The following is a 24223-nucleotide window of genomic DNA, read 5'->3' as shown; positions in this document are numbered from 1 at the left end:
TGATTAGATGCATCGGCAGCGTGGCCGGGACATCCATCATACATTGCACAACAAAACCGGCTGGCGCGCAAGGCAACGGCCGGCAACAGCGTAAAATAGCGCATTCCATTTTTTTGCTTTGCACTTTGCCATGACCAAATTCCAGATCGCCCCCAGCATCCTGTCCGCCGACTTCGCCCGTCTCGGCGAGGAAGTGCGCAACGTCGTCGCCGCCGGCGCCGACATCATCCACTTCGACGTGATGGACAACCATTATGTGCCGAACCTGACCATCGGCCCGCTGGTATGCCAGGCGATCCGCCCGCACGTGCAGGTGCCGATCGACGTGCACCTGATGGTCAAGCCGGTCGACCGCATCATCCCGGACTTCGCCAAGGCCGGCGCCGACATCATCACCTTCCACCCTGAAGCGTCCGAGCACATCGACCGCACCCTGCAGCTGATCCGCGACAGCGGCTGCAAGGCCGGCCTGGTGTTCAACCCGGGCACCCCGATGCACTACCTGAACCACGTGATGGACAAGATCGACATGATCCTCATCATGTCGGTGAACCCTGGCTTCGGCGGCCAGTCGTTCATCGGCGAAGCGCTCAAGAAGCTGACGATCGCGCGCCGCATGATCAACGAATCGGGCCGCGACATCCTGCTGGAAGTCGACGGCGGCATCAAGGTCGACAACATCGCCGCCGCAGCGGAAGCTGGCGCCGACACCTTCGTGGCCGGCTCGGCGATCTTCGGCCAGCCCGACTACAAGGGCGTGATCGACGCGATGCGCGCCGAACTGGCCAAGGTCGGCAAGTAAATGAAAGCCGGGCACGCGGCGATCCGCGGCGTGATCGTGGACCTGGACGGCACCATGCTCGACACGGTGCCGGACTTCCACGTGGCGATCAACCGCATGCGCGCGGACTTCGGCCTGGACGCCATCAGCCACGAGCGCATCGAGCAGCTGGTGGGCAAAGGCTCGGAGAACCTGATCCGCGGCGTGCTGGCGATCGATTTCGATGGGGCCGGCGTGGAGCAGCGCATCAGCGACGCGATGGCCGCCTACCAGCGCCACTACCTCGCCATCAACGGGGACCACAGCGCGCTGTACGACGGCGTGCTGGCCGGCCTCGATGCCATGAAGTCCATGGGCCTGCGCATGGCCTGCGTGACCAACAAGCCGATCGCGTTTGCCGCGCCGCTGCTGGAAAAGAAGGGCCTCGCGTCCTATTTTGAAGTTGTCTACGGCGGCGAGTGCCTGCCGCGCAAGAAGCCCGACCCGATGCCGCTGCTGCAGGTGTGCGCCGATTTCGCGCTGCCCCCTGGGCAGGTGGTGGCGATTGGCGACTCGTCGAACGACGCCGAAGCGGCGCGCGCGGCCGGCTGCTTCGTGCTCACTGTGCCATATGGTTATAACCACGGGCAGCCTGTACACGAAATCGAATCCGATGGTATAGTGGAATCGCTGCTGCAAGCGGCAACCCTGATAAGTTCGCATAACCACACCGCAAACTGACGCAAACACACATGTTTTTCACCAAAAAACACACTGTCAACCAACCCGGCGCCCTTGAGGCCTGGCTTTGGCGACGCTGGCAATCCTGGGCTAAGTAACCCCCGTCGATTGCTGCCTGCGCTCGCGCGCCGGCAGGTTTTTTGAAACCCAACGCTGCCATCCCTCCCCCGGCGGCCTGGAGAAAAGCATGACCGAACTCGAATTCAAATCGTTGGCCAACGAAGGCTACAACCGCATTCCGCTCATCTCGGAAGCGTTTGCCGACCTCGAAACCCCGCTCACGCTGTACCTGAAGCTGGCCCAGACCCAGAACACCGGCAAGAACACCTTCCTGCTCGAATCGGTGGTCGGCGGCGAGCGCTTCGGGCGCTACTCCTTCATCGGCCTGCCCGCCAACACGGTGCTGCGCAACTTCGGCACGCGCACCGAGATCGTCAGGAACGGCAGCGTGATCGAGACCCACGAAGGCAATCCGCTCGACTTCATCGAAGCATTCCAGGCGCGCTTCAAGGTGGCGCTGCGTCCGGGCCTGCCGCGCTTCTGCGGCGGCCTGGCCGGCTACTTCGGCTACGACACCGTGCGCCACATCGAGCGCAAGCTGGCGGGCAGTGCGCCGAAGGACGACCTGGGCCTGCCCGACATCCAGCTGATGGTCACCGAAGAACTGGCGGTGATCGACAACCTGTCGGGCAAGCTGTACCTGATCGTGTACGCCGACCCGACCCAGCCCGAGGCCTACGCGAAAGCGCGCCAGCGCCTGAAGGACCTGCGCATGATGCTGCGGCGAGGCGTCGATGCGCCGGTCACATCGAGCTCGGTGCGCACCGAGGCGATCCGCGACTTCGACAAGGCGGACTACCTGAAGGCGGTGGCGCGCGCCCACGAATACGTGATGGCCGGCGACCTGATGCAGGTGCAGATCGGCCAGCGCATCCGCAAGCCCTACGTCGATTCGCCGCTAACCTTGTACCGCGCGCTGCGTTCGCTGAATCCGTCGCCGTACATGTACTACTACAATTTCGGCGACATGCAGATCGTCGGTGCCTCGCCCGAGATTTTGGTGCGCAACGAGACCGCGCCGGACGGCGGCAAGAAGGTCACGCTGCGCCCGATCGCCGGCACCCGTCCGCGCGGCAGCACGCCCGAGCGCGACGCCGAACTGTCGAAGGAGCTGCTGGCCGACCCGAAGGAAATCGCCGAACACGTAATGCTGATCGACCTGGCGCGCAACGACCTCGGCCGCATCTCGCAGACCGGCAGCGTCAACGTCACCGAGCGTCTGGTGGTGGAAAAATACTCGCACGTGCAGCACATCGTATCGAACGTCGAGGGCAAGCTGAAAGACGGCATGTCCAACCTGGACGTGCTGCGCGCCACCTTCCCCGCCGGGACGCTGACCGGCGCGCCGAAGGTGCGGGCGATGGAGATCATCGACGAACTCGAGCCCACCAAGCGCGGCATCTACGGCGGCGCCTGCGGCTACCTGAGCTTCGGCGGCGAGATGGACGTGGCGATCGCGATCCGCACCGGCGTGATCAAGGACGGCATGCTGTACGTGCAGGCGGCAGCCGGCATCGTGGCCGATTCGATCCCCGAGATGGAATGGCAGGAAACCGAAAACAAGGCGCGCGCGGTTCTGCGCGCGGCCGAACAGGTCCAGGACGGCCTGGATGGAGAGCTCTGACATGCTGCTGATGATCGATAACTACGACTCGTTTACCTACAATCTGGTGCAGTACTTCGGGGAGCTGGGCGAGCATGTGCACACGGTGCGCAACGACGAAATCACGCTGGCCGACATCACGGCGATGAATCCGGACCGGATCTGCATTTCGCCCGGGCCGAAGACGCCGGCGCAGGCGGGCATCTCGGTCGATATCCTGCGCGAATTCAAGGGCAAGCTGCCGATCCTGGGCGTGTGCCTCGGCCACCAGGCCATCGGCGCCGCGTTCGGCGGCAACGTGATCCGCGCCAAGCAGGTCATGCACGGCAAGACCTCGCTGATCGCGCACACCGGCGTCGGCGTGTTCAAGGGCCTGCCAAGCCCGTTCACGGTGATCCGCTACCACTCGCTGGCGATCGAGCGCTCGTCGCTGCCGTCCTGCCTCGAAGTGACGGCGTGGACCGACGACGGCGAGATCATGGGCGTGCGGCACAAGGAGTTCGACATCGAGGGCGTGCAGTTCCACCCCGAGTCGATCCTGTCCGAACACGGCCACAAGCTGCTGCAGAACTTCCTCGAACGCTGACACCACCGGAAACCGCCATGAAGATCACCCCACAAGAAGCCCTGCTGCGCTGTATCGAACACCGCGAGATTTTCCACGACGAGATGCTGCACCTGTTCCGCCAGATCATGTCGGGCGAAATGTCGCCGACCCTGGTCGCGGCGCTGATCATGGGCCTGCGCGTGAAGAAGGAAACCATCGGCGAGATCGCCGCGGCCGCGCAAGTGATGCGCGAATTCTCGACCAAGGTGCCGATGGCCGACACCACCAACCTGCTCGACATCGTCGGCACCGGCGGCGACGGCGCGCACACCTTCAACATCTCGACCGCGTCGATGTTCGTCGCCGCGGCGGCCGGCGCGCGCGTGGCCAAGCACGGCGGACGCAGCGTGTCGTCCTCGTCCGGCAGCGCCGACGTGATCGAATCGCTGGGCGCCAACATCAATCTGAAGCCGGAGCAGATCGCCCAGTCGATCGCGCAGACCGGGATCGGCTTCATGTTCGCGCCCAACCACCACGCGGCGATGAAGCACGCGGCGCCGGTGCGGCGCGAACTGGGCGTGCGCACCATCTTCAACATCCTCGGTCCGCTGACCAATCCGGCCGGCGCGCCGAACATCCTGATGGGCGTGTTCCACGCCGACTTGGTGGGCATTCAGGTGCGCGTGCTGCAGCGCCTCGGCGCCCAACATGCGGTGGTGGTGTACGGACGCGACAACATGGATGAAGTGTCGCTCGGCGCGGCCACCATGGTCGGGGAGCTGATCGACGGCGAAATCCGCGAATACGAAATCCATCCGGAAGACTTCGGCCTGCAGATGATCGCAAGCCGCAACCTGAAGGTGTCCGATTCGGCCGGGTCGAAGGCGATGATGATGGAGGCGCTGAACGGCGAGCCGGGCGCCGCCTACGACATCGTCGCGCTCAACGCCGGCACCGCGCTGTATGCAGCGGGCGTGGCCAGTTCGATCGAGGACGGCCTGGCCAAGGCGCGCGCGGCGATCCAGTCGGGCGCGGCGCGGGCGAAGCTCGCGCAGTTCGTGCAGGTCACGCAGCAGCTCGGCCAGGGTTGAGCGCCATGTTCGGCATCCATGACCTTGGCGTGTTCGTCGTTTCGGGACTGCTGCTGAACATCATGCCGGGGCCGGATTCGCTCCTGATCATGACGCGCAGCGCCACCCAGGGCGCGCGTGCCGGCTGCACGGCGGCGCTGGGCATTGGCGCCGGCACGTTTGTGCACATCTTCGCGGCGGCGCTGGGACTGTCGGCGATCCTGTCGACTTCCGCCACCGCCTTCAGCGTCGTCAAATACATCGGCGCCGCCTACATCCTGTACCTGGCGTTCGGGCTGGTGCGCAGCAAGCCGCGCGACGCGGTGGCGCCCGTCGCGCTGGCGCCCCTGCCCTACTCGAAAATCTTCGCGCAGGGCTTCCTGACCAATGTGCTGAACCCGAAGGTGGCGCTATTCTTCCTCGCCTTCGTGCCGCAGTTTATCGACGCCGACGCGCCGCACAAGGCGGTCGCCTTCATCATCCTGGGCTGCATCTTCAACATCAATGGCATGTTGTGGTGTAACGGCCTGGCGCTGTTCACGGCGCGCGCCAGCTCACGCCTGAAACTCAATCCGCGCGCCTCGCTGTGGCTGAACCGCGCCACCGGCGGCCTTTTCGCATGGCTCGGCGTCAAGCTGGCCCTGTCCAAAATTACTTGAGTAGTCAACTATGTCCGATATCCTCAACAAGATCCTCGCCGTCAAGGCCGACGAAGTCGCCGCCGCCAAAAAATACCGCGGCCTGGCCAGCCTGCGCGGCGAGGTCGAAGGTGACGCCGGCCTGCGCGCCGGCCTGCGCGGCTTCGAGGCGAGCCTGCGCCGCCATATCGCGGACGGCCGCGCCGGCGTGATCGCCGAAGTGAAGAAGGCGTCGCCGTCGAAGGGCGTGCTGCGCGCGGATTTCCGGCCGGCGAACATCGCCGAAACCTATGCGCGCCACGGCGCCGCGTGCCTGTCGGTGCTGACCGACGTGCACTTCTTCCAGGGCTCGGTGGACTACCTGAAACAGGCGCGCGCCGCCGTGGACATCCCGGTGATCCGCAAGGACTTCATGATCGACATGTACCAGGTGTACGAAGCGCGCGCGATGGGGGCCGACGCGATCCTGTTGATCGTCGCTGCGCTCGATCATGGCCTGATGGCCGAATTAGAAGCCTGCGCAATGGAACTCGGCATGGATGTGCTGGTCGAAGTACATGATGGCGATGAGTTAACGGCGGCGCTGAAACTGCGTTCGCCACTGGTCGGCATCAATAACCGAAACCTGCGCACCTTCGAGACTTCGCTCGACACCACGATCGGCCTGTTGCCGCGCATTCCGGCCGACCGGCTGGTGGTGACCGAGTCGGGCATCATGGCGCGGGAAGACGTCAGGCGCATGCGCGACGCTGATGTGCATGCATTTTTGGTCGGCGAGGCCTTCATGCGCAAACCCGACCCCGGGATGGAACTTGCCAGGCTGTTCGACTGATCATGAAACCCGTAGTGAAGTACCAGGCAGCATGCGCGGGCATGCTGCTGCTGGCCGCGTGCGGCCATCAACCGCCGGCGGCCGTGCCGGCGCCGGCGCCGGCGGTAGCTGAAGCGCCGCATGCCGCGGTGGAGGCGCCGGTTTCCGCGCCCGCACCGCTTCCGGGCCAGCGCACCTCGTTCGACAGCGTGGACGCATACAAGGCCGACGTCGCCGAGCAGATCATGCGCCTGAACGCCGCCCACACCTTCAGCGGCAAGCTGCCGCCGATGCTGCCGGCGGTCGTGGTGCTGAGCATCACGGTGGACCACACAGGCACGCCGACCAAAGTATCCGTGCAGCGCTCGCGCGACGACGATGCTTCGAAAGTCGCGCTGGCGTCGGTGCAGCGCTCGGGGCCGCTGCCCAAGCCCTTCAATCTCGCTAGCGGGCCCGGCCAGTCGCTGACGTTTTCCGAGACCTTCCTGTTCAACGCCGATTACCGATTCCAGCTGCGGACGCTGGCGCCGGTGCAGTAGGCGCATCGCGGCGAACAAAATGGGGTCAGGTCCGCAGGACCAGACCCCATTTTTCCGTTCGTGCTACATTAACAATTGGTTAATCACCGCATGAGCCCCTCACAATGATCGACGCCCCCGCCAGCCCCGATATCCCGGAAGCCGACGTGCCACACGTCGTGCAGGCCGACCGGTTCTACATCGTCGCGAAGCGGAAATTCACGATCCTGTTCCTCGCGACGATGGGACTGTATTCCATCTATTGGATGTACAAGCAGTGGTCGTGCTACAAGGTCAGCTCCCCGCCGGACGCGAAGGAGCGCAAGTTCTGGCCGGTGGCGCGGGCGATTTTCGGGATCTTCTTCTTTCATTCGCTGTTCCGGCGGGTCAGGGCGCACGCGGGCGGATCGCTGGACGAATGGGAGAACGGCGCGCACGCGACCTTCATGGTCATCCTGATCCTCATCGCCAGCGTGCTCGACAAACTGGCGCGGAAATCGATCGGCTCGCCGGTGACGGATTACCTGTCGATGGCGATGATCTTTCCGCTGTGGTTTTTCTATTTCAAGGCGCAGTGCCTGATCAATGAAAGTTGCGGCGATCCCGAGGGGACACGCAACAGCAGGCTTACCGGAGCGAATTACGCGTGGATTGCGCTTGGCGTGGTGCTGTGGATTTCCGCGGCAGTCGGCATTGCGCGGCCGGCGTGAGCAACATGGGGTCAGGTCCGCGGGACCAGACCCCGATACGCGGCGGCCGCACACTTGGGGTCAGGTCCCGCGGACCTGACCCCGTCTTTTTTACGCGCTCGGGCGTTTGAGCTTCTTGTCGCTGCCCGTCACTTCAAGCGCGATGCCGGGAACGCGGTCGCCCATCAGCTTCACATTGAACGTCATCAGCTCGTCGCGCCGGAAGGCGTGGACCTTGACCGTGTCGCCGACGCTGTAGCGGCCCAGCAGCGAGTCGAGATTGGACGGATTGCCCGCCACCCGCACGCGGTCGAGCGCGGCCAGCACGTCGCCGGCCGACAATCCCGCCCGATGCGCCGCGCCGCCTTCGTGCACCTGCGTCAGCTTGCAGTCGGCGCCGTCGCGGCCGGTGGCCACATCCAGCGACGGCTTCGCCACCTTGCGTTCGTCGGCCAGCTTCACGCCGAACGGCGCGTACAGCTTGGCCAGCGGCAGGTCGTCGGTGCCGCGCACGTAGCGATCGAACAGCGGCTTGAGTTTCAGGCCGCTGATTTCGTCGAACAGCGCTTCGACTTCCGCTTCCGTGACGCCGCGCGCTTCCGCCGCATAAAAGTCGCGGCCGAAGCGCTGCCACAGCGCCAGCATCACGTCGTCCAGCGTCTTCTTGCCGCTGGTCTTGGCGCGGATGGTCAGGTCGAACATCAGCGCAACGAGCGAACCCTTGGTGTAGTAGCTGACGATGGCGTTCGGCGCGTTCTCGTCCTGGCGGTAGTATTTGCTCCAGGCGTCGAAGCTCGAATCGGCCACGCTCTGCTTGGTGCGGCCGCTGCCGCGCAGGACGCTGGCCACCGTCTTGGCCTGCAGCTTGAGATAAGCCTCTTCGGTGACGAGGCCAGCGCGCACCAGCATCAGGTCGTCGTAGTAGCTGGTGAAGCCTTCGAACAGCCAAAGCAGCGGGGTGTACGTTTCGGCCTGCAGATCGTATGGCGCGAAGGCGGCCGGTTTGATGCGCTTGACGTTCCAGGTGTGGAAGTACTCATGGCTGCACAAGCCCAGGAATTTCAGGTAGCCGTCGGCCGCCCCCAGCCGCTTCGGCGTATTCGCCACCGGCAGGTCGGCACGCGCGCAAATGAGCGCGGTGGAGGCGCGGTGTTCGAGGCCGCCGTAGCCGTCGCCGACCGCCAGCGTCAGGAAGACGTAGCGATCCATCGGCGCCTTCTTCGATTTCGGCTCGAAAAACGCAATCTGGGTTTCGCAGATCGCCTTCAGGTCCGCCTGCAGGCGCGCCATGTCCAGGTTCGGCACGCGGCCGGTGATGACGATGTCGTGCGGGACGCCATGCGCCTTGAAAGTGGCCAGCGCGAAGTCGCCCATTTCGACCGGATGGTCGATCAGGTCGTCGTAATCGGCGGCGATGTAGGTGCCGAAGCCGTAACGCTTCGCGCCCAGCTCGGGCAGCGAGGTCGCAACGCGCCACGATTTCGCGGCCGGGTCGTGCGGACGCTGGATGTCGACCTGGTGCGCCATGTGCTCCTGCCCCAGCACGCGCAGGTACACGCTGGTGCCGTTGAAGAAGCCGTGGGTCTGGTCGAGGTGGGCGGCGCGCACCGACAGGTCCCAGGCATAGACTTCGTAGCTCACCGTCAGCGGACCGTCGACGGGCGCGGCGCGCCACGAATGCTTGTCCACCTTGGCCAGCGCAACCGGCTTGCCGTGCGATTCGGCGCGGATGCGGATGATGTTGCGCGCGAATTCGCGGATCATGTAGCTGCCAGGGATCCAGGCCGGCAGCGCGAACACCTGTCCGTCAGGCGACGGCAAGGCGACGGTCACGGTCACATCGAACAGGTGGCCGGCCAGGTCCCGCGGCACGATGGTGTACTGGATGGCGGGCTGCTTTTTTGGGTTTGTTTTTTTCATGGTGTGTTTTCTCCCGCTGAGGAGTCGCTAGTGTAGCCGGATTTTTCCGGCAGCTACAGGACGGACGGCTGGTCGATGTCGGCGAAGATGCCCGGATCGTCCACCGGCACTTCGGTCACCGGATGCAGCTTGAGCACGCCGCGCGCGCCCTGGTCGCCTTCCAGCGCCAGCAGGTCGTCAAGGCATGCATGGCCGAACGCCACCGGATTTCCGCGGCGGCCGGCAGCGACAGGCGCCGCGATGGCCGCGCCGCGGGCCACCGCATCGGACAGCGCCCGGATGGTCGCTTCGCTCACGTGCGGCATGTCGCCCAGGGCGATCAGCCATGAGCGCGCGGCGGGCAGGGAATGACGCACCGCGTGGACCAGCGAGCGCGCCATTCCCTGATCGGCATCGGTGCAGACGGTCACGTCGCAGCCGGCCGCACGCAGCAGCGTCGCGACGTCGTCGTCGCGCACCACCGCGATCACTTTCGGCAGAACGGCGAGTAGCGAACGCGCACTGGCGACGACGACTGGCTCGCCGCCGGCCAGCGGCTGCAGCAGCTTGTTGCGCTGTCCGGATGGATCAAAGCGACGGCCCCTGCCGGCTGCAAGCAAAATGCCGACAGGGGTCATGCGAGGCTTACGCCGCCGTCAGGTCGAAGGGCAGCTTGCGCAGGCGCTTGCCAGTCAAGGCGAAGATAGCGTTGGCGAACGCCGGCGCCAGCGGAGGGACACCCGGCTCGCCCATGCCGGTCGGCGCGTCGCCCGATGGCACGATGAACACATCGACGTGCGGCATGTCAGGCATGCGCGCCACCGTGTAGTCGCTGAAGTTCTGCTGTTCGACGACGCCGTCCTTGAGGGTGATCGCCGCGCCCGGCAGTGTGGTCCCCAGCGCCATCAGCACAGCGCCCTGCACTTGCGCCTCGATGGTCAAGGGATTGACGGCGAGGTTGCAGTGTACGCCGGCCGTCACCTTGTGCAGCTTCGGCACGCCCTTGACCACCGATGCTTCGACCACGTAGGCGACGACCGAATTGAACGATTCGTGCAGAGCGACGCCGTACGCGCGGCCCTTCGGCAGCTTCTTCTTGCCGTAGCCGGACTTCGCGACCGCGAGATCGAGCGCGGCCAAGTGGCGCTGGTGCTTCGCGCTGATCAGCGTCTTGCGGTACGCGACCGGATCCATACCCGCGATGTGCGCGGCTTCGTCGATCAGCGTCTCCATCACGAACGCGGTGTGGGTCGAGCCGACCGAGCGCCACCACAGCACCGGTACATTGGCTTTGGCGGTATGCGCGGTCAGGTTCAGGGGAACGTCGTACGGCGCCCCCATTCCTTCGACCATCGTGCCGTCCACGCCGTTCTTGACCATGAACGCTTCGAACGGCGTGCCCGCCATGATCGACTGGCCCACGATGGCGTGATCCCAGGCGACGATCTTTCCATGCTCGTCGAGCCCGATATCGGCGCGGTGCACATGCGACGGCCGGTAGTAGCCGCCGCGGATATCGTCTTCGCGGCTCCAGATCACTTTCACCGGGCCTGTCTTGCCGGCGGCGCGATACGCCTTGGCGACATTGACGGCTTCGACGATGTAGTCGGAGGTCGGCACGGCGCGCCGGCCGAAGCCGCCGCCGGCCATCATGGTGTTGACCGTCACCTGTTCCGGTTTCAGGCCCGTGGTCGCGGCGACGGCAGCGTGGTCGGCGGTCTGGAACTGGGTGCCGGCCCACACGGTGCAGCTGTTGGCGGTCAGATCGACCACGCAGTTGAGCGGCTCCATCGGCGCGTGCGCCAAATATGGAAATTCATAGATGGCCGATATCTTCTTCGGCGCCGCGGCCAGTTTCGTGGTGTCGCCCTTGATGGCGACGGCGCCGGGCGTTTTCGTCATCGCCAGGAAATCGGCCATCTGCCTGCTCGAATTGACCTTCTCCAGGCTGCCGGTATCCCACTCGATGGCGAGCGCATCGCGGCCCTGCTTCGCCGGCCAGTAGCCGTCGGCGATCACCGCCACGCCGCGGCCGCCGCGGTCGGTCAGCACTTCCAGTACATCGATCACACCCTTGATCGCCTTCGCCTTGCCGGCGTCGAGTTTGGCGACCCTGGCGCCGAACACCGGCGGACGCGCCACCACCGCGACCTTGGTGTTCGGCGGCATGAAGTCGATGCCGAACTGCTGCTTGCCGGTCGACTTTGCGCGCGCATCGATGCGGCGGGTCGGCTTGCCGATCACCTTGAAGTCCTTTGGATCCTTCAGCGCCACTGTGGCGGGGACAGGCTGCTTCATCGCCGCGTCGGCGAGCGATCCGTAGCTGGCCTTTTGGCCGGCGGGCCCCATCACCACGCCCTTGGACGTGGTGCACTGCTCCGGCCTGACTTTCCACTGGTCGGCCGCGGCGGCGATCAGCATCGCGCGGGCCTTGGCGCCGATTTCGCGGTACTGCAAATAGGAGTGCGCGACGCTGCCCGAGCCGCCGGTCATCTGCATGCCGAACGCCGGATCCTTGTACGCGTCGCCGGCCGGCGCCAGTTCGCCGCGCATCTGCGACCAGTCGCAATCGAGGTCCTCCGCCAGCAGCATCGGCAGCGAGGTATGCACGCCCTGGCCGAATTCAAGCCTGTTGACCATCACGGTGACGCTGTTGTCCGGCGCGATGCGCAGGAAGGCATTCGGCGCATAGACCGGTTTTGGCGCATCGGCCGCGCGCGCGAACTTGTTCGCCCCGGGCATGAAGAAGCCCAGCACCAGGCCGCCGCCGGCGACCGCGCCGGCCTTGATGAAACTGCGGCGCGACATGCCGCCGTCAAGCGGGCGCACCAGCGCCTCGGGATTGATCCATTCGACTCTCACGATCGCTCTCCTCAGGCCAGGGTTTTCGCCGCGTCCTTGATGGCCGCGCGGATCCGTTGATAGGTGCCGCAGCGGCAGATGTTCCCGCTCATCGCGCCATCGATGTCGGCGTCGCTCGGCGCCTTGTTGGTGCGCAGGAGCGCGGTGGCGCTCATCACCTGGCCGCTTTGGCAGTAGCCGCACTGCGGCACGTCGTGCTTCACCCAGGCGTCTTGCACCGCCTTGCCGACCTTGTCGGACTCCATCGCCTCGATCGTCGTGATTTTTTTTCCGGCGACCGACGAAATCGGCGTGATGCACGAGCGGATCGGGGCGCCGTCCAGATGCACGGTGCAGGCGCCGCACAGCGCCGCGCCGCAGCCGAATTTGGTGCCCGTCATATGGAGGTTGTCGCGCAGCGCCCACAGGACCGGGGTGGATGGATCCGCGTCCACTTGCATGTCGCGGCCGTTGATGTTCAGTGTGACCATGTCGTTCCCCTGGTTTTGGCGCTGCGCGTCTGATTTATTTTTATATCAGGGTCTGACCCCGCGAGATCAGACCCAAAATCTTACTGCTTGATGCTGGAGAGCTTCGCTTCGAGCGTCTTGGCGTCCACTGCGCCTGGAATGCGGCTGCCATCGGCGAAGAAGATCGCCGGGGTGCCCTGGATGCGCAGCTTCTGGCCCAGCGCGAGCACCTTGTCGTTCGGCGTGGTGCAGTTGGCCGGCGCGGCGGGAGCCGCTTTACCGGAGATCATCCAGTCGTCCCAGGCCTTGGCGCGGTCCGGCGCACACCAGATGTTCTTCGACTTGACGAAGGAATCGTCGGACAGAATGTTGAACATGAAGGTGTAAATGGTGACGTTGTCGATTTCCTTCAGCGTGGTCTGGCGCAGGCGCTTGCAGTAGCCGCAGTTCGGGTCTTCGAACACGGCGATCACGCGCTTGCCGTCGCCCTTGACCTGCTTGAGCGCCGACTCGAACGGCAGGTCGGAGAACTTGATCTTGTTGATCTCGTCGATGCGCGCCTTGGTCAGGTCCTCGGTGGTCTTGGCGTTGTAGACGTGGCCGATGATCAGGTACTCGCCCTTCTTGTCGGTGTAGAGGATGTCGCCGGCGGCGCGCACTTCATACAGGCCCGCGTATGGGGTTTCCTTGACCGAATCGATCTTTACGCCGGGACCGAGGCGCGGCTCGACGACCTTCTTGATGTTCGCTTCGACCGGCGACTCGGCGCCGGCGCATGCTGCCACCAGGGTGGCGGCGAGCAGCACCGCGATTTGTGATTTACGCATTATTTTCCCGTCTTCGTTACTAAAATGTTCATTTGCCCATCGCCTGGGCCATCAGCCGACGCTTGAGCATGGGCAACTTATCCAGCAAGTTTAGCCCCAAATTGCGCACCACGCGCACCGGTTCGAGATCGGTGCCAAACAGGCGCGCCAAACCGTCGGTGGCGAGCTGCATCAGCAGCACGTCTTCCTTGCGCGCGCGGGCGTAGCGCGCCAGCACGCGCTCGTCGCCGATGCTGCGATGGCCTTCGCGCGCGGCGATGGTGTCGAGCAGCGCGGCGACGTCGGCGAAACCGAGGTTCATGCCGTGGCCGGCCAGCGGATGCACCACGTGGGCCGCGTCGCCCACCAGCGCCACGCGCGGCGCGGTGATCGCGTGCGGGCGGATCAGCGCCAGCGGCAGGTCCTTCACGCACTCGGGCTGCAGCGGCCGCAGCGCGCCCAGCTTGTCCTCGCTCAGCACCGCCAGGCGCACCGCCAGTTCCGACAGCGTCTCGCGCATCAGGGTCTCGGCCAGCGCATCGGGAGCCGACCATACCAGCGAGACGCGGTCGCCGGGCAGCGGCAGCAGCGCGACGATGCCCTCATGGCCGGTGAACCACTGATAGGCGACGCCGTGGTGCGGCTTCTCGCAGCTGAAATTGGCGACCACGGCGCGCTGGTGGTAGGAGCGGTAATCGAGGCCGATGTCGCAATGGCCGCGCACCCAGGACTGGCCGCCGTCGGCGCCCACGATGAGCGCGCTGGCGATGACGGCGCCGTCATCGAGCGTGACGGTGGCGCCGTCCGCATTGGCGGCAAGGCCGGTGGCGCGGCCGCTGACGATGTTGACGTTCGGTGCGAACTTGAGCGCGGCGTCCAGCGCCTGGTTCAGGTTGCGGTCCTCGACGATCCACGCCAGCGAGCCGACGTGCGCGCCGAATGCGTCGAACGCCAGGTCGCCCGGCTGTTTGCCGTCGCCGTTGATGACCATCGACTCGACCGGCGCCACGCGGGCCGCGTCGAGCGCGCCCCATACTTTAAGAGAAGACAGCAGCGTGTGCGCAGTGTGGTTGACGGCATAGACGCGCACGTCCCAGGGCTGTTCGGCGCCAAGCTGCGGCGCGGGCGGCTGGGGGGCGGACGGCGGAATGAGCAAGGTGACGCGGTGGCCGGCCTGGGCGAACCCGAGCGCGGTGGTCTTGGCGATCGCGCCGTTGCCGACGATGCAGACGTCGCTGTCGTGCCGCGCGGTGGAGGTAGGTTGGCTGTTCATCCGACGCATTATAGCGGCTTGAAAGGCGGCGGTTTTGCGCCGACCGGCAGCAATTATTAAAGAAGTTGTCGCCCGGACTTGCAAAGATGGGTTGGGCTGTCTATAATCATGCCTCTTGGCCTGGTAGCTCAGTCGGTAGAGCAGAGGATTGAAAATCCTTGTGTCGGTGGTTCGATTCCGCCCCGGGCCACCAAGAATTATGTTCAGCCCGTCTCGGGTGAACGCAAAAACCGCATTTCTCATAGGAGAATGCGGTTTTTTTACGTCCGCATAAGTCCGCCACGGTCCGCCAACTTCCAGTCACTTTTTGGGGCAACATCAAGAGCAGTTGCCCCAGCCCGGATAAAGTTGCCCCAACCTGGAGGTGTGACATGCCCCTGAACGACTTGGCGATACGCGCGGCAAAGCCAGCCGACAAGAACTACCGGCTGTCCGACAGCCCAGGCCTTTACCTTGAGGTAGCCGTCAGCGGCGGTAAGTGGTGGCGCTTCCGATACCACTTCGACGGAAAGGAGAAGCGCCTATCCCTCGGCGTATATCCGAAGGTCGGCCTAAAGGCAGCGCGCATGAAACGCGATGAAGCCCGCCAGCTGTTGGACGATGGCGTCGACCCCGGCGCGCAGCGCAAAGCGAAGAACAAGGTGACTTGCAGGGACGGAGATCCTGACAGCTTCGAATCCGTCGCACGCGAGTGGTTCGCGAAGTTCTCTCCGAATTGGGCCGAGTCGCACGCGGTGCGGATCATTCGTCGGCTGGAGCGCGATGTCTTCCCCTGGATCGGATCGAAGAACGCGGGGCAGATTAGTCCTGCGATGTTGCTGGCGGTCCTGCGCCGCATCGAGGAACGCGGCGCCATCGAGACGGCACACAGGGCGCGTGAAAACTGCAGCCAGGTGTTTCGCTATGCCGTGGCCACGCAACGCGCCGAGCGCGATCCTACGGTGGATCTGCGCGGCGCAATCCCGCCGGCGAAGGTACGCCACTTCCCCGCCGTGATCGAGCCGGACGAAGTGGCCCTGCTGCTGCGAACCCTGCACGGCTATAAGGGAAGCTTCATCGTGTCGTGCGCGATGCGCTTGGCGCCGTTGGTGTTCGTCCGGCCGGGAGAATTGCGCACAGCGAAGTGGGCGGACATCGACCTCGCAAACGCTCTGTGGCGCTTTACCTCCAGCAAGACCAAGACACCCCACATTGTGCCGCTTTCACGCCAGGCGATCGCCATCCTCTCGGAACTGCGGCCGCTCACAGGGACGGGCATCTACGTCTTCCCCTGTGGCAGAACGACCGACCGGCCAATGAGCGACAACGCGATTCTCGCCGCCATGCGTCGCATGGGGATCGAGCGTGACGTGATGACCGGGCATGGCTTTCGCGCGATGGCGCGGACGATCTTGGACGAAGTGCTGGGGGTTCGTCCAGATTTGATCGAGCACCAGTTGGCTCATGCCGTGCGCGATCCGCATGGCCGCGCCTACAATCGCACCGCGCATCTTCCGGAGCGTACTGCGATGATGCAGCAATGGGCAAACTATTTGGACACATTGCGCTCGGGTGAGGTTGCCCAATAATTGAGTTCGACGGTTGGAGCTGGTCGCCAACGGGTTTAAATGCAAAAAAGCCACCTCGAGGGTGGCTAATTTGCTAAATCGGCATAGAAGTGCAGGGTAATGACCACACTTCCAAGTAGCGACAGAATCCGAGCACTCCCCCACCCTTTGAAACCAGTCTTACGATTGGATTTATTTGCCATGGTGGGCTCCTTTACAAGTAGAGTTGAGTTTTTTACTACGCTTCTTTGATCCTTTATGGTTGTCACTATGGGGAATCGGACCCCGCCGTGTTACACCTTCAGCTGTAATGCTTGCCTTTGCTTTGAAATTGATATTAAGGGAAGCGCTGAATTCGGCTGCTGCAAGTCTATGCCGACTTAAGCCGTGAGAATATAGCATGAGACGAGCGAAATGTCCAGGGTTGCCGCCAAAATTGGTTCATCGCGATGGCCCCCGCTCGCGCTGCGCGGTTCGGCCGGTAATTTGAGGCTCGTTAAGCTTGTTCCTTTCCTGCGCGGGCGGTGCGACAGGGCGGCCGTTGCTCACCTCAAGAGCGTCGACTAGTTTTTTACCGCTTTCCGCGACCGCACCACCCGCCGTGCGCGCAATCACGAACCTGCTCGGGCCGCGGTCCCTCAATGCCGCCGTGTGATTCGTCAGACCGGCAAGGTACCCATACGGGTTGATGTCGCTGCCGGTCTCACAAAGTTTCAGGTGGCGTCTTGCGCCGGCCAAAATGGCGGCCCGAATGTTATCCGTTACCGGCGTATCGGATAGCTTGATCCATGCATCATATTCGTTCGGACTGGTCTCCAAGGTGACTGCCGGCGAAAGTCCCAAGGCTCGCACCTTCACCAGCGTTGCTCGATCGAGATTCGAGATCAGAATGAGTCCATGCGGGTCCGAGGGACGAAGCCCGATATCATGACCCAGCGCGTTCATTCGCTTCAGCCAAGGAACGCTGCGTCGCAACTCCTGCCGAGACCAATTCCGCTCCATTCGCGTTCCTCGCGCGACGTTCGTAATTCGCACATCAAAGTGCTCAATCCCCATCGCTGCTATTTGCCTTTCGATGGCTTCAAGGCTGCGATCTCTGGCTTTAGCTGACGCACGATCTCCCCCACGTCCACCTGGTTGTTGATTATCGGCGGGGCCAGCCAAAGCCAGAATACGCTCACGAGGATCGCGCTCGTCACTCCCGTCGCCAGCGCGATCAGATGGCGGCTCCAGATCGATCTCCGGCTCTCCTCGGCTAGGCGGCCGGCCGCGATGTGCGCCATCGTCGAAGCCTTCTCCAAAGACGCCGTCGCGGCTTGCGTCTCTCTCTGAAATTGTTCGCCGAGCTGACGGCTGCGCTGCCCGATTGTCGACAGTGTCTCGGTCGTCTCGACCGCCAGCGCGGCCATCGATCGCGCCAACGGCTCGAGCATCTCCGCCAATTGCTCCGCGCTCTCGATGCGCGCCCTCCGCAATGCTGCGATCTGCTGCCCCATTTCCGCCAATCGCGCTGCGTTCGATGCTGCGGCTAACTGCTTCAAGGTCTCGCTCTTTGACATACCCTACTCCTAGCTTCGATAGTCCGGCCGGGCTGTAGCGCTTGCCCAGATCGCTCCCTTTCATCATGACGCCATCCAGGCGGTACGAAAGGCCCGACAACTTCGATCCCTCTAACTGCGTTACCGGCAACAGGTCCACACCAGCTGCTTCGAGTCGCGACGCGTATTCCGTGAAGCTTGGGCAGCCCCGCGCCGCGGCATCACAAAGCTGCTGCAGTTGCTGGCGCGTCGACGGAATGCCGGTGCGCAGCCCCTCCTCTATCTCGCCACGTGTCGCCGCATGTCGCTCCGCTTGGAACGACAACGCTACCTGGCGCAGTCCCATGTCTCGCTCCACTTCGCGCATGATCAACTGCTGGCGGCGGTAGTCGTGACTGTCGCTCGTGACGTCGCCGTTGAATTGAATGCGATTCACGATCAGGTGAATATGCTCATGGTCCGTATCGACGTGGCGCGTGGCGACGTACTGATTCTGGTCCAGACCCATTCCATTCAAATAGCGGTGGGCTATTTGCGTCCATTGCGTGTCATCCAGATGTTCGCCAGGTGCGGCAGACAACGAGACGTGCAGTACCGCTTTGCCAAGCCCCGGGCGCAACTTCCTAATCTCGCCAAACTCCGCGGCCAGGTCGCGTGCATTGCGGCCTTCCATATTGGTGTCGATGATGCGGCTCTGGTCCTTCTCCAAGTCGTATTGAAGGACCCCACGAAATCCAGTCCCCTTCACTGCCTTAGCGATCATGGTCTGCTTCGATCCCGAGCAGGGCCAGGCGTAATCGCTTGGTCTCTGCGCCGATGGCCATGAGCAGCGTCTTTGCAACGGTGACTCTCGCGCCTTCATTGGCAAGCTTGGCCAGCTGATTGATGTTTGCGGACAGCCTGGCCAATTCGGCGTACTGCTCGCGATTAATCGCAGCGACCGGGGGAGATGGCAGGCGCCGTGCAAGGGCCGCCTCGCGCAGCCACTGGGCCGGCGCCATGTGCATTCGTGCGGCTTTGGCCCGCAGCATTGCGTACTCGCCGGCTGAAACACGGACGCCGATCGTTGCGCTGCGAACAGCTGCGGGGTCGCCCTTGGGACGGCCGCCGGCGGATTTGGGCGTGGAGACATCGGGCGGCATGATGCGCGGACGGATGATTTTTATTTTGGGTTCTGGCGAGCGCAGCGAGAGATGGCCCCGCAGGGCAAGCCGTTTGAGCGAAGCGAAAACATGGCTTGCTCCTAACCAGCGACTCGTCGACCACCACTGTAATCGGACTGCACCGGTGGCTGATGAGCTGCATCAAGCGGCGTTAGCAATTCCACAACAGCAAATTTCCCGCGGGCGACACTTGCGCTATTGACACCGCCGACAGAAAATCACGCGACGGCCTCAACACGAAGCCGGGTTCAAGAGGCAGCAATGATCAGATCACATGTGATCTCGCCAAGCTGTCCTTTCTCCCGCACAGCATGCGAACGCAAACGCAAATTCATTCGACGGCCTAAGGAACACCATGCGCCGTCCGGCATCGCCCAGCGGACGGTGCTCTCGAGGAGCACCGTGATACGCGGGGGTGCGCCCTAACGGGCTTCCTCGCCTTCGCTCGGCTCGAATCGCCCCCGCGGGCAGATTTACCGGTACAAGAGTTTGCAAAGTCGAGTACGGCAGAAACGCCTACCTGCCGGATCGTTCGTCGCCCGCGCCTATTCTCTCCCCGCCAACGGAATCGAATTAAAACTGCAGAACCGGCAGGTAAGACCGATTGCGTACAGGTGTTGAAGGAAACACCGAAATTTGAGTCGGTAAAAACACCGTTGGATTAGTAACATCAGGCTCGATTTAGCATCTCCAACAAGACCAGCGATTTACCCAAAAGGCAACAAATGACGTAGACTGAAGCGTGCCGAACTTCCGCTTCCGGCCAGAAGCAGACGATCAAACTCGCCAAACCAGCTTTTGAGGATTTTAGTACGGGAAGAGTCTCCGTTCTCGCGGGCGTGGCACACGATATTGCGCATCATGCGGCAAGCGGGTTGAGCTATATTTCCCCTCATTTAGCGTTAGCTCTGCGGGAGGCAGGACTTCAAACGACAAGCATTGAACTTTTAGTCGCTGAACCCTATCCCGATCATATTGCGGAACTCCGCCCGCTTCGACTCGCGTTGGCATCGCTCCACTCAACAACCCTTGCGATATTGCGCAAGCATGAGTTTGAAGAAGCAGATGTGTCGTCGGTGGTATTGCATGCAACCCCGGCGCCTTGGGGTGTTCAAGGGTACTCCCTGCACACCAGAGTTATTATTAAAGCGCGTGCCGGGCGGTCATTCGATTCAGGCTGGCTGAGCGGCACTTGAATGTCCGCTTCGGGCCAGAAGGCGCCGGTGCCGCTCAACAGTGCGAACGGGTACAAGCGGCCAGGAGCCGTCATTCGATATTCAAGGTGACTTCGTGTCCGACCGAATAATTTATCTCCATCTGGAACCTGAATCATCGCTCCCCGAAATCGCCAACGAGCCAACTCGGATGGTCGTAATTGCTGATGCGGAAGTGTCGCCCGAGTGGCAGTCATTGGTAAGCGATTGGATTGTTCGGTCTGGCTGCCTAGGCGCGGGGAACCGAGTGCAGTTCTTGGGATGACTCAGTAGACTGGGCGAATATCGATAAGTATAGCGAGGAACCAATTCCGGATGACGGTTTCGTCACAACCACCTGGCACACAGATGAGCCATTGGAGGAAGTTTTTTGGTTTTCCAAGAACGTCGCAGTCCATTCGATCGTCGATCTACAACGTACGATACTTCTTCACATTTCCACGGCGCAGTGTGAGGATCAACTGATCAAAGCGTATGAAACTGCATGACCGCCCGCTTCGGCGGAAGCGGACACAGCCAGCCGGGTGTTGAGTACAATAGTCAGCAAACGGCCAGAAGCGGACTTAGAAAGACAAGGAGACCAATGATTTCTCTCGACTGCTCAGGCGTGCATTTTGGTTCGCAGCTCGACGAGAGGCATATGTTTGAGTGGGCAACCCAGATTCCTGGCGTTCTTCGGTGGGAACAAGATTCATTGGTTGTCAGAACGAACCTCTCACAGGCGTCCCTCAGAGACCTGTTAGCTTTGTTCAGTCGCTATCAAATACCGATGGCTCAACTTGCTCAATTCCGAACGACCAAGAATGAAAATTGGTTTGCCGCACCCCAAATGTACTGGCATGCTCGCGTGTTCGGTGAGGCTGCCCTTTAATCGCGTTGCTGCGCGAGGTCCCCTATGGGTCGGAAGCGGAATTTAGAGAACGGCAGCGATCAGCTACCGATTTAGCCTGTCGCCGCAACCCTGCGTTGTAATTGATGCGCTTGTCGATCATTTTTCTTATTTTCATAGACATCTTTTACAAGTATCGCCGTACTGAGCACTGTACATCGACTTGAAAAATCTCCCTGTGGCATCTAACATGAGTAAGGATTCGACCGACGTTGGAAGATGAATTTCGTGAATCGAATTTGCTAGAGAGTTGGTAATTGGGGCAACTTTGATGGGGCAACTCACTATGGAACACGATCGTAGCCTTAGAGCGGGCTTGCGTTCGGTTGCGCCCCGGGCCACCAAGAACAAATAAAACGCCACCATCGGGTGGCGTTTTTGTTATTGGAACGCGCATTCCGCCGCCAGTGCGCGCAGCACCGTTGCGGCGTGTGGCGCGTAGCCGCTAAACGCTGGCTACTCCAGCAGCATCCGCCCCTCCACAATTGAACCAGTGGCGACTCCCTGGCGCGCCCCTTGGCTATCGTAATCGACCACGTCTTTCCTGGTCGCGGGGTCGGTATGCCAGATCTTCAGGCTGAAGCGCCCTCGGTCGCCCGGATTCGCCGCTGCGCCTGCCGTCGTGGCCAGGGTGAACTTGTAGCCGCCGGCGCCATTGACCGCGCCGCTGCCCTCGAACTGTCCAGTCACTCCCTTCAGCGCTACCGTTCTTACATTGTTGCTACGAAAACTCAGCCCGGCAACGTCAAAGTGCAGCTGCGCTTTGCTGCCCGTGAGCTGTGCACTCATGTTCAATGGCCCGGCGAAACTAAAGCTCGCCCTGCCGGCCTGGATAGGTGCCTTTTTGACCGCCCCCTGCGGCGACATGACCACGCCGCTGCCCCCAACAAAGCCGCCGGACGGCTCGTAGACGATGACCTTGCGGCTGACCGCCGCGCTGTTGCCGGCTTTATCGACCACCGTGGCCCGCACCGAATAGATGCCCGGCGCGGCGTAACTGTGGCTGGCCGTGGCATTGCCGGCGCCGCCGCTCTCGCGCACTTTGCCGGCCTGGCCGCCGCTGCCGTCGCCCCAGGACCAGGTGACGCCGCGCGTGCCGACCAGGTCTTCATCGGCAAAGCTGACCGATGCGTCCAGCGGCGCGCCCACCTTCACCAGGTCGGCCGCCGCTATCGGGCCGAGCGCGTGCGGCCCCTTGCGGCCGTCGACGGGCTGCAACAACACCAGCCCGGCGTTCGAGGTTGCCACGATCGCACCGTTGTCGTTGATCACCACTGCCGCGTCCACCACGAGGCCTACGGGAGCGTTCCGCAGGCGCTTGTTCAGGTCGACCATGCCTTGCTTGGCGGTCCAGAGAAACGCGCGGAAATCGCCGCTCTTGTCGCTGGCCGAGCCAACTATTTGCCCGTAGTTGTTGATGCCGAGGGCACGCGAGGACGCTCCGCCAAGCGTGCCGATATCCACCATTCCGCCAGACCGCGTCCATGTCATCGCATGCTGATCGCCGCTGGCGAGATTGATGACACCGGTCACGTGTCCATCAGAGCTCATCGCCAGCACAAACGATTCTGTGCCCCCCGCCGTTCCGAGATCGAGCATGCCATTCGCGCGGGTCCACAAGGATGCGTGGTAAGCGGTGGGACTGCCCGGCACAGGGACAGCGATCGCGCCGCCGACTTGCCCCTTGGCGTCGACTGCGACAGGCAGGGCTGCGACGCTGCCCGCAGGGGAGATATCGATCAGCCCGCGCCCCGGCGTCCACACGAATGCGTCCAGGTTCAGGTCGGCGGTGGACGAAGTGCCTGCTATGAGGCCCGGATCGTTGAGCGCTACGGCGTTGGAGAAGCTGTCAATTCCTGGCGTGAACGCGCCCAAATCTTCCATGCCGCCAACGGCGCTCCACCGAAACGCACGCGTGGGAGTAAATGGCACCCCGTCTGAATTGCCGACCACAACGCCGCGGTTATTGATCGCATTCGCACCTGAACTGTCCCGCTGCGGGAGGGTGCCAAGATCGATCAGGCCGCCGGCGCGGCTCCACACGAACGCATGGCCGAAACCGGCCGGGGTCGTGGAGCTGCCGACTACCTGCCCCGCGTTGTTCAACCCGACCGCATAGGTGGTGCCACCGCCCAGCGTGCCAATATCCCGGGAGGCTTTGCCGTCATAGAAGAACCCTGCAACGCCGACGTCGGTTTGCAGCGAGAAAGACACCTGGCCACTGTCATTGATTGCCGGCAGCGTGGCAATATCCCCCGCGCCGAGGTTGATGACGCGATAGGTCGTCGGCGCGGCAGCGCGAATGTCGGCCCCCGCGTCGGCCTGCGTTGGGGCCTGCCCGGCGCCGGCCGCACCTGCGATCGCGAGGGCCGCAAGCAAGCACGGCAGCAACCAGATCGAGCGCCGTCCTGTTCCTTCTGTTGAACTCATGGATCGCATTTTTTTCCCCAGGTGAAGGATGAAGAACCCGTCTTCGGCAGCCGCGTTGCGGTGTCCCGACAGCACAGGATAATCATGCTCCGACCGAGGATCGGCGCATGGATGCGCCCGTACCCCGATAACCGCGATGCGCGTGATCCGAAATACAGGACGCTTCACTTTGACCCGGAACTGCAGGGCTGAGTTCTGCGCGCGCCGATGAGCTTCGTCAACGCGGAGCGGAAAATGGCTTGAGTGCGGGGTCTGGGAGAGGGCAGCGCGGCGCATCGCCGGCAACGCAAAAGCGGTGCGCAAATGTGTACCCGAAAGAAGCTTTGGTTCGCTGGCACGCTTGCCGTCAGGGACAAGACTCCCGGCGCATCGCTGAGATTCGAATGATCGCGTTCGATACCAACGTCGTTGCCGCGTCGTCAACCACCATTCAATAATTGCTCCAGCGCGGGCGCTTCCGGGGCCCGTGCCCGAGATCGCTCGTAGACATCGCCGATCTCACCCAACGCGCGCATTAGATCGAGGACATAGCGACCGTGATAATCATGATCCTCATCCGATAACTGATCGCCCATCTGCGCTTTATGATGATCAATATCTCGTTGCAGAGCCTTAATCGCAAGCATCAGTGAATGCACTGAAATATCCATCGCCCACTCCAATTATTCTGTTTCGATCGCCCCCTGCCACGAACTCATATCCTAGACAATTGTTTC

The 24223-nt window shown here is 62.9% G+C and carries 22 protein-coding genes, 1 tRNA gene and 1 pseudogene; 12 read left to right on the top strand and 12 right to left on the bottom strand.

The annotated features are described in order from the left end of the window. Positions 1-130: 130 nt before the first annotated feature. From rpe to Q4S45_RS00415, 9 genes are all read left to right on the top strand, one after another. Complete coding sequence (gene rpe, locus Q4S45_RS00455) at positions 131-802, top strand: ribulose-phosphate 3-epimerase (protein WP_305508125.1); 672 nt, start codon at positions 131-133, stop codon at positions 800-802. Beyond that, complete coding sequence (locus Q4S45_RS00450; protein ID WP_305508124.1) at positions 803-1501, top strand: phosphoglycolate phosphatase; 699 nt, start codon at positions 803-805, stop codon at positions 1499-1501. It abuts the gene before it with no gap. A gap of 187 nt (positions 1502-1688) precedes the next feature. Further along, a complete protein-coding gene (gene trpE, locus Q4S45_RS00445; RefSeq protein ID WP_305508122.1) occupies positions 1689-3185 on the top strand; it encodes an anthranilate synthase component I in 1497 nt (498 codons plus the stop codon). Between the two features lies 1 nt (position 3186). Beyond that, a complete protein-coding gene (locus Q4S45_RS00440) occupies positions 3187-3750 on the top strand; it encodes an aminodeoxychorismate/anthranilate synthase component II (RefSeq protein ID WP_305512187.1) in 564 nt (187 codons plus the stop codon). A 17-nt stretch (positions 3751-3767) separates the two neighbouring features. Further along, the gene (gene trpD / locus Q4S45_RS00435; RefSeq protein ID WP_305508120.1) at positions 3768-4802 is read left to right on the top strand and encodes an anthranilate phosphoribosyltransferase; all 1035 of its coding nucleotides are present in this window, start codon (positions 3768-3770) and stop codon (positions 4800-4802) included. 5 nt (positions 4803-4807) lie between these two features. Continuing rightward, positions 4808-5440: a LysE family translocator gene (locus Q4S45_RS00430; protein ID WP_305508119.1), complete on the top strand. Its 633-nt coding sequence runs from the start codon at positions 4808-4810 to the stop codon at positions 5438-5440. Between the two features lie 10 nt (positions 5441-5450). Next, on the top strand, positions 5451-6251 hold the full coding sequence (gene trpC / locus Q4S45_RS00425; RefSeq protein WP_305508117.1) for an indole-3-glycerol phosphate synthase TrpC: 801 nt from the start codon (positions 5451-5453) through the stop codon (positions 6249-6251). 2 nt (positions 6252-6253) lie between these two features. Further along, the gene (locus tag Q4S45_RS00420; protein WP_305508116.1) at positions 6254-6769 is read left to right on the top strand and encodes an energy transducer TonB; all 516 of its coding nucleotides are present in this window, start codon (positions 6254-6256) and stop codon (positions 6767-6769) included. Positions 6770-6873: 104 nt separating this feature from the next. After that, positions 6874-7458: a hypothetical protein gene (locus Q4S45_RS00415; protein ID WP_305508115.1), complete on the top strand. Its 585-nt coding sequence runs from the start codon at positions 6874-6876 to the stop codon at positions 7456-7458. 90 nt (positions 7459-7548) lie between these two features. Here Q4S45_RS00415 and Q4S45_RS00410 read toward each other — a convergent pair whose 3' ends face one another. From Q4S45_RS00410 to Q4S45_RS00385, 6 genes are all read right to left on the bottom strand, one after another. Further along, a complete protein-coding gene (locus Q4S45_RS00410; RefSeq protein ID WP_305508113.1) occupies positions 7549-9357 on the bottom strand; it encodes a M61 family metallopeptidase in 1809 nt (602 codons plus the stop codon). Positions 9358-9410: 53 nt separating this feature from the next. Then, entirely contained in the window at positions 9411-9974 is a 564-nt protein-coding gene (locus Q4S45_RS00405; RefSeq protein WP_305508111.1) for a nucleotidyltransferase family protein, read from the bottom strand. 7 nt (positions 9975-9981) lie between these two features. Then, the gene (locus Q4S45_RS00400; RefSeq protein WP_374046069.1) at positions 9982-12198 is read right to left on the bottom strand and encodes a molybdopterin cofactor-binding domain-containing protein; all 2217 of its coding nucleotides are present in this window, start codon (positions 12196-12198) and stop codon (positions 9982-9984) included. Between the two features lie 11 nt (positions 12199-12209). Continuing rightward, positions 12210-12668 carry a (2Fe-2S)-binding protein gene (locus tag Q4S45_RS00395; protein ID WP_305508105.1) on the bottom strand — a complete coding sequence of 153 codons (459 nt, stop codon included), beginning with the start codon at positions 12666-12668 and terminating at the stop codon, positions 12210-12212. 80 nt (positions 12669-12748) lie between these two features. Beyond that, the gene (locus Q4S45_RS00390) at positions 12749-13474 is read right to left on the bottom strand and encodes a DsbC family protein (RefSeq protein ID WP_305508103.1); all 726 of its coding nucleotides are present in this window, start codon (positions 13472-13474) and stop codon (positions 12749-12751) included. 28 nt (positions 13475-13502) lie between these two features. Beyond that, positions 13503-14726: an FAD-dependent monooxygenase gene (locus Q4S45_RS00385; protein WP_305508101.1), complete on the bottom strand. Its 1224-nt coding sequence runs from the start codon at positions 14724-14726 to the stop codon at positions 13503-13505. 117 nt (positions 14727-14843) lie between these two features. On the opposite strand from Q4S45_RS00385, the gene Q4S45_RS00380 reads away from it, so the two are divergent. Together Q4S45_RS00380 and Q4S45_RS00375 are read left to right on the top strand one after the other, a co-directional pair. Next, positions 14844-14919 (top strand) — tRNA-Phe (locus tag Q4S45_RS00380). Between the two features lie 178 nt (positions 14920-15097). Next, on the top strand, positions 15098-16294 hold the full coding sequence (locus Q4S45_RS00375; protein ID WP_305508100.1) for an integrase arm-type DNA-binding domain-containing protein: 1197 nt from the start codon (positions 15098-15100) through the stop codon (positions 16292-16294). 420 nt (positions 16295-16714) lie between these two features. Here Q4S45_RS00375 and Q4S45_RS23210 read toward each other — a convergent pair whose 3' ends face one another. From Q4S45_RS23210 to mobC, 4 genes and pseudogenes are all read right to left on the bottom strand, one after another. Continuing rightward, positions 16715-17218, bottom strand: coding sequence for a DNA-primase RepB domain-containing protein (locus Q4S45_RS23210; RefSeq protein ID WP_374046122.1), 504 nt, complete (start codon positions 17216-17218; stop codon positions 16715-16717). Positions 17219-17334: 116 nt separating this feature from the next. After that, the gene (locus Q4S45_RS23205) at positions 17335-17682 is read right to left on the bottom strand and encodes a mobilization protein (protein WP_374046121.1); all 348 of its coding nucleotides are present in this window, start codon (positions 17680-17682) and stop codon (positions 17335-17337) included. 526 nt (positions 17683-18208) lie between these two features. Continuing rightward, positions 18209-18484 (bottom strand): annotated as a pseudogene (locus Q4S45_RS23200) (relaxase/mobilization nuclease domain-containing protein); the annotation flags it as partial. A gap of 79 nt (positions 18485-18563) precedes the next feature. Beyond that, positions 18564-18953 carry a plasmid mobilization relaxosome protein MobC gene (gene mobC, locus Q4S45_RS00365; protein WP_305508096.1) on the bottom strand — a complete coding sequence of 130 codons (390 nt, stop codon included), beginning with the start codon at positions 18951-18953 and terminating at the stop codon, positions 18564-18566. A 1818-nt stretch (positions 18954-20771) separates the two neighbouring features. Between mobC and Q4S45_RS00360 the strand changes: the two genes are divergently transcribed. Beyond that, on the top strand, positions 20772-21059 hold the full coding sequence (locus Q4S45_RS00360) for a hypothetical protein (protein ID WP_305508095.1): 288 nt from the start codon (positions 20772-20774) through the stop codon (positions 21057-21059). Positions 21060-21533: 474 nt separating this feature from the next. On the opposite strand, the gene Q4S45_RS00355 is transcribed toward Q4S45_RS00360, so the two are convergent. Together Q4S45_RS00355 and Q4S45_RS00350 are read right to left on the bottom strand one after the other, a co-directional pair. After that, positions 21534-23810, bottom strand: a complete 2277-nt coding sequence (locus Q4S45_RS00355; protein WP_305508093.1) for a PKD domain-containing protein — start codon at positions 23808-23810, stop codon at positions 21534-21536. Positions 23811-23926: 116 nt separating this feature from the next. Continuing rightward, complete coding sequence (locus Q4S45_RS00350; RefSeq protein ID WP_305508092.1) at positions 23927-24157, bottom strand: hypothetical protein; 231 nt, start codon at positions 24155-24157, stop codon at positions 23927-23929. Between the last annotated feature and the right edge of the window lie 66 nt (positions 24158-24223).

Source organism: Massilia sp. R2A-15, assembly GCF_030704305.1.
GTDB lineage: Bacteria > Pseudomonadota > Gammaproteobacteria > Burkholderiales > Burkholderiaceae_D > JAFCUW01.
This window is presented reverse-complemented; position numbering and strand designations above follow the sequence as displayed.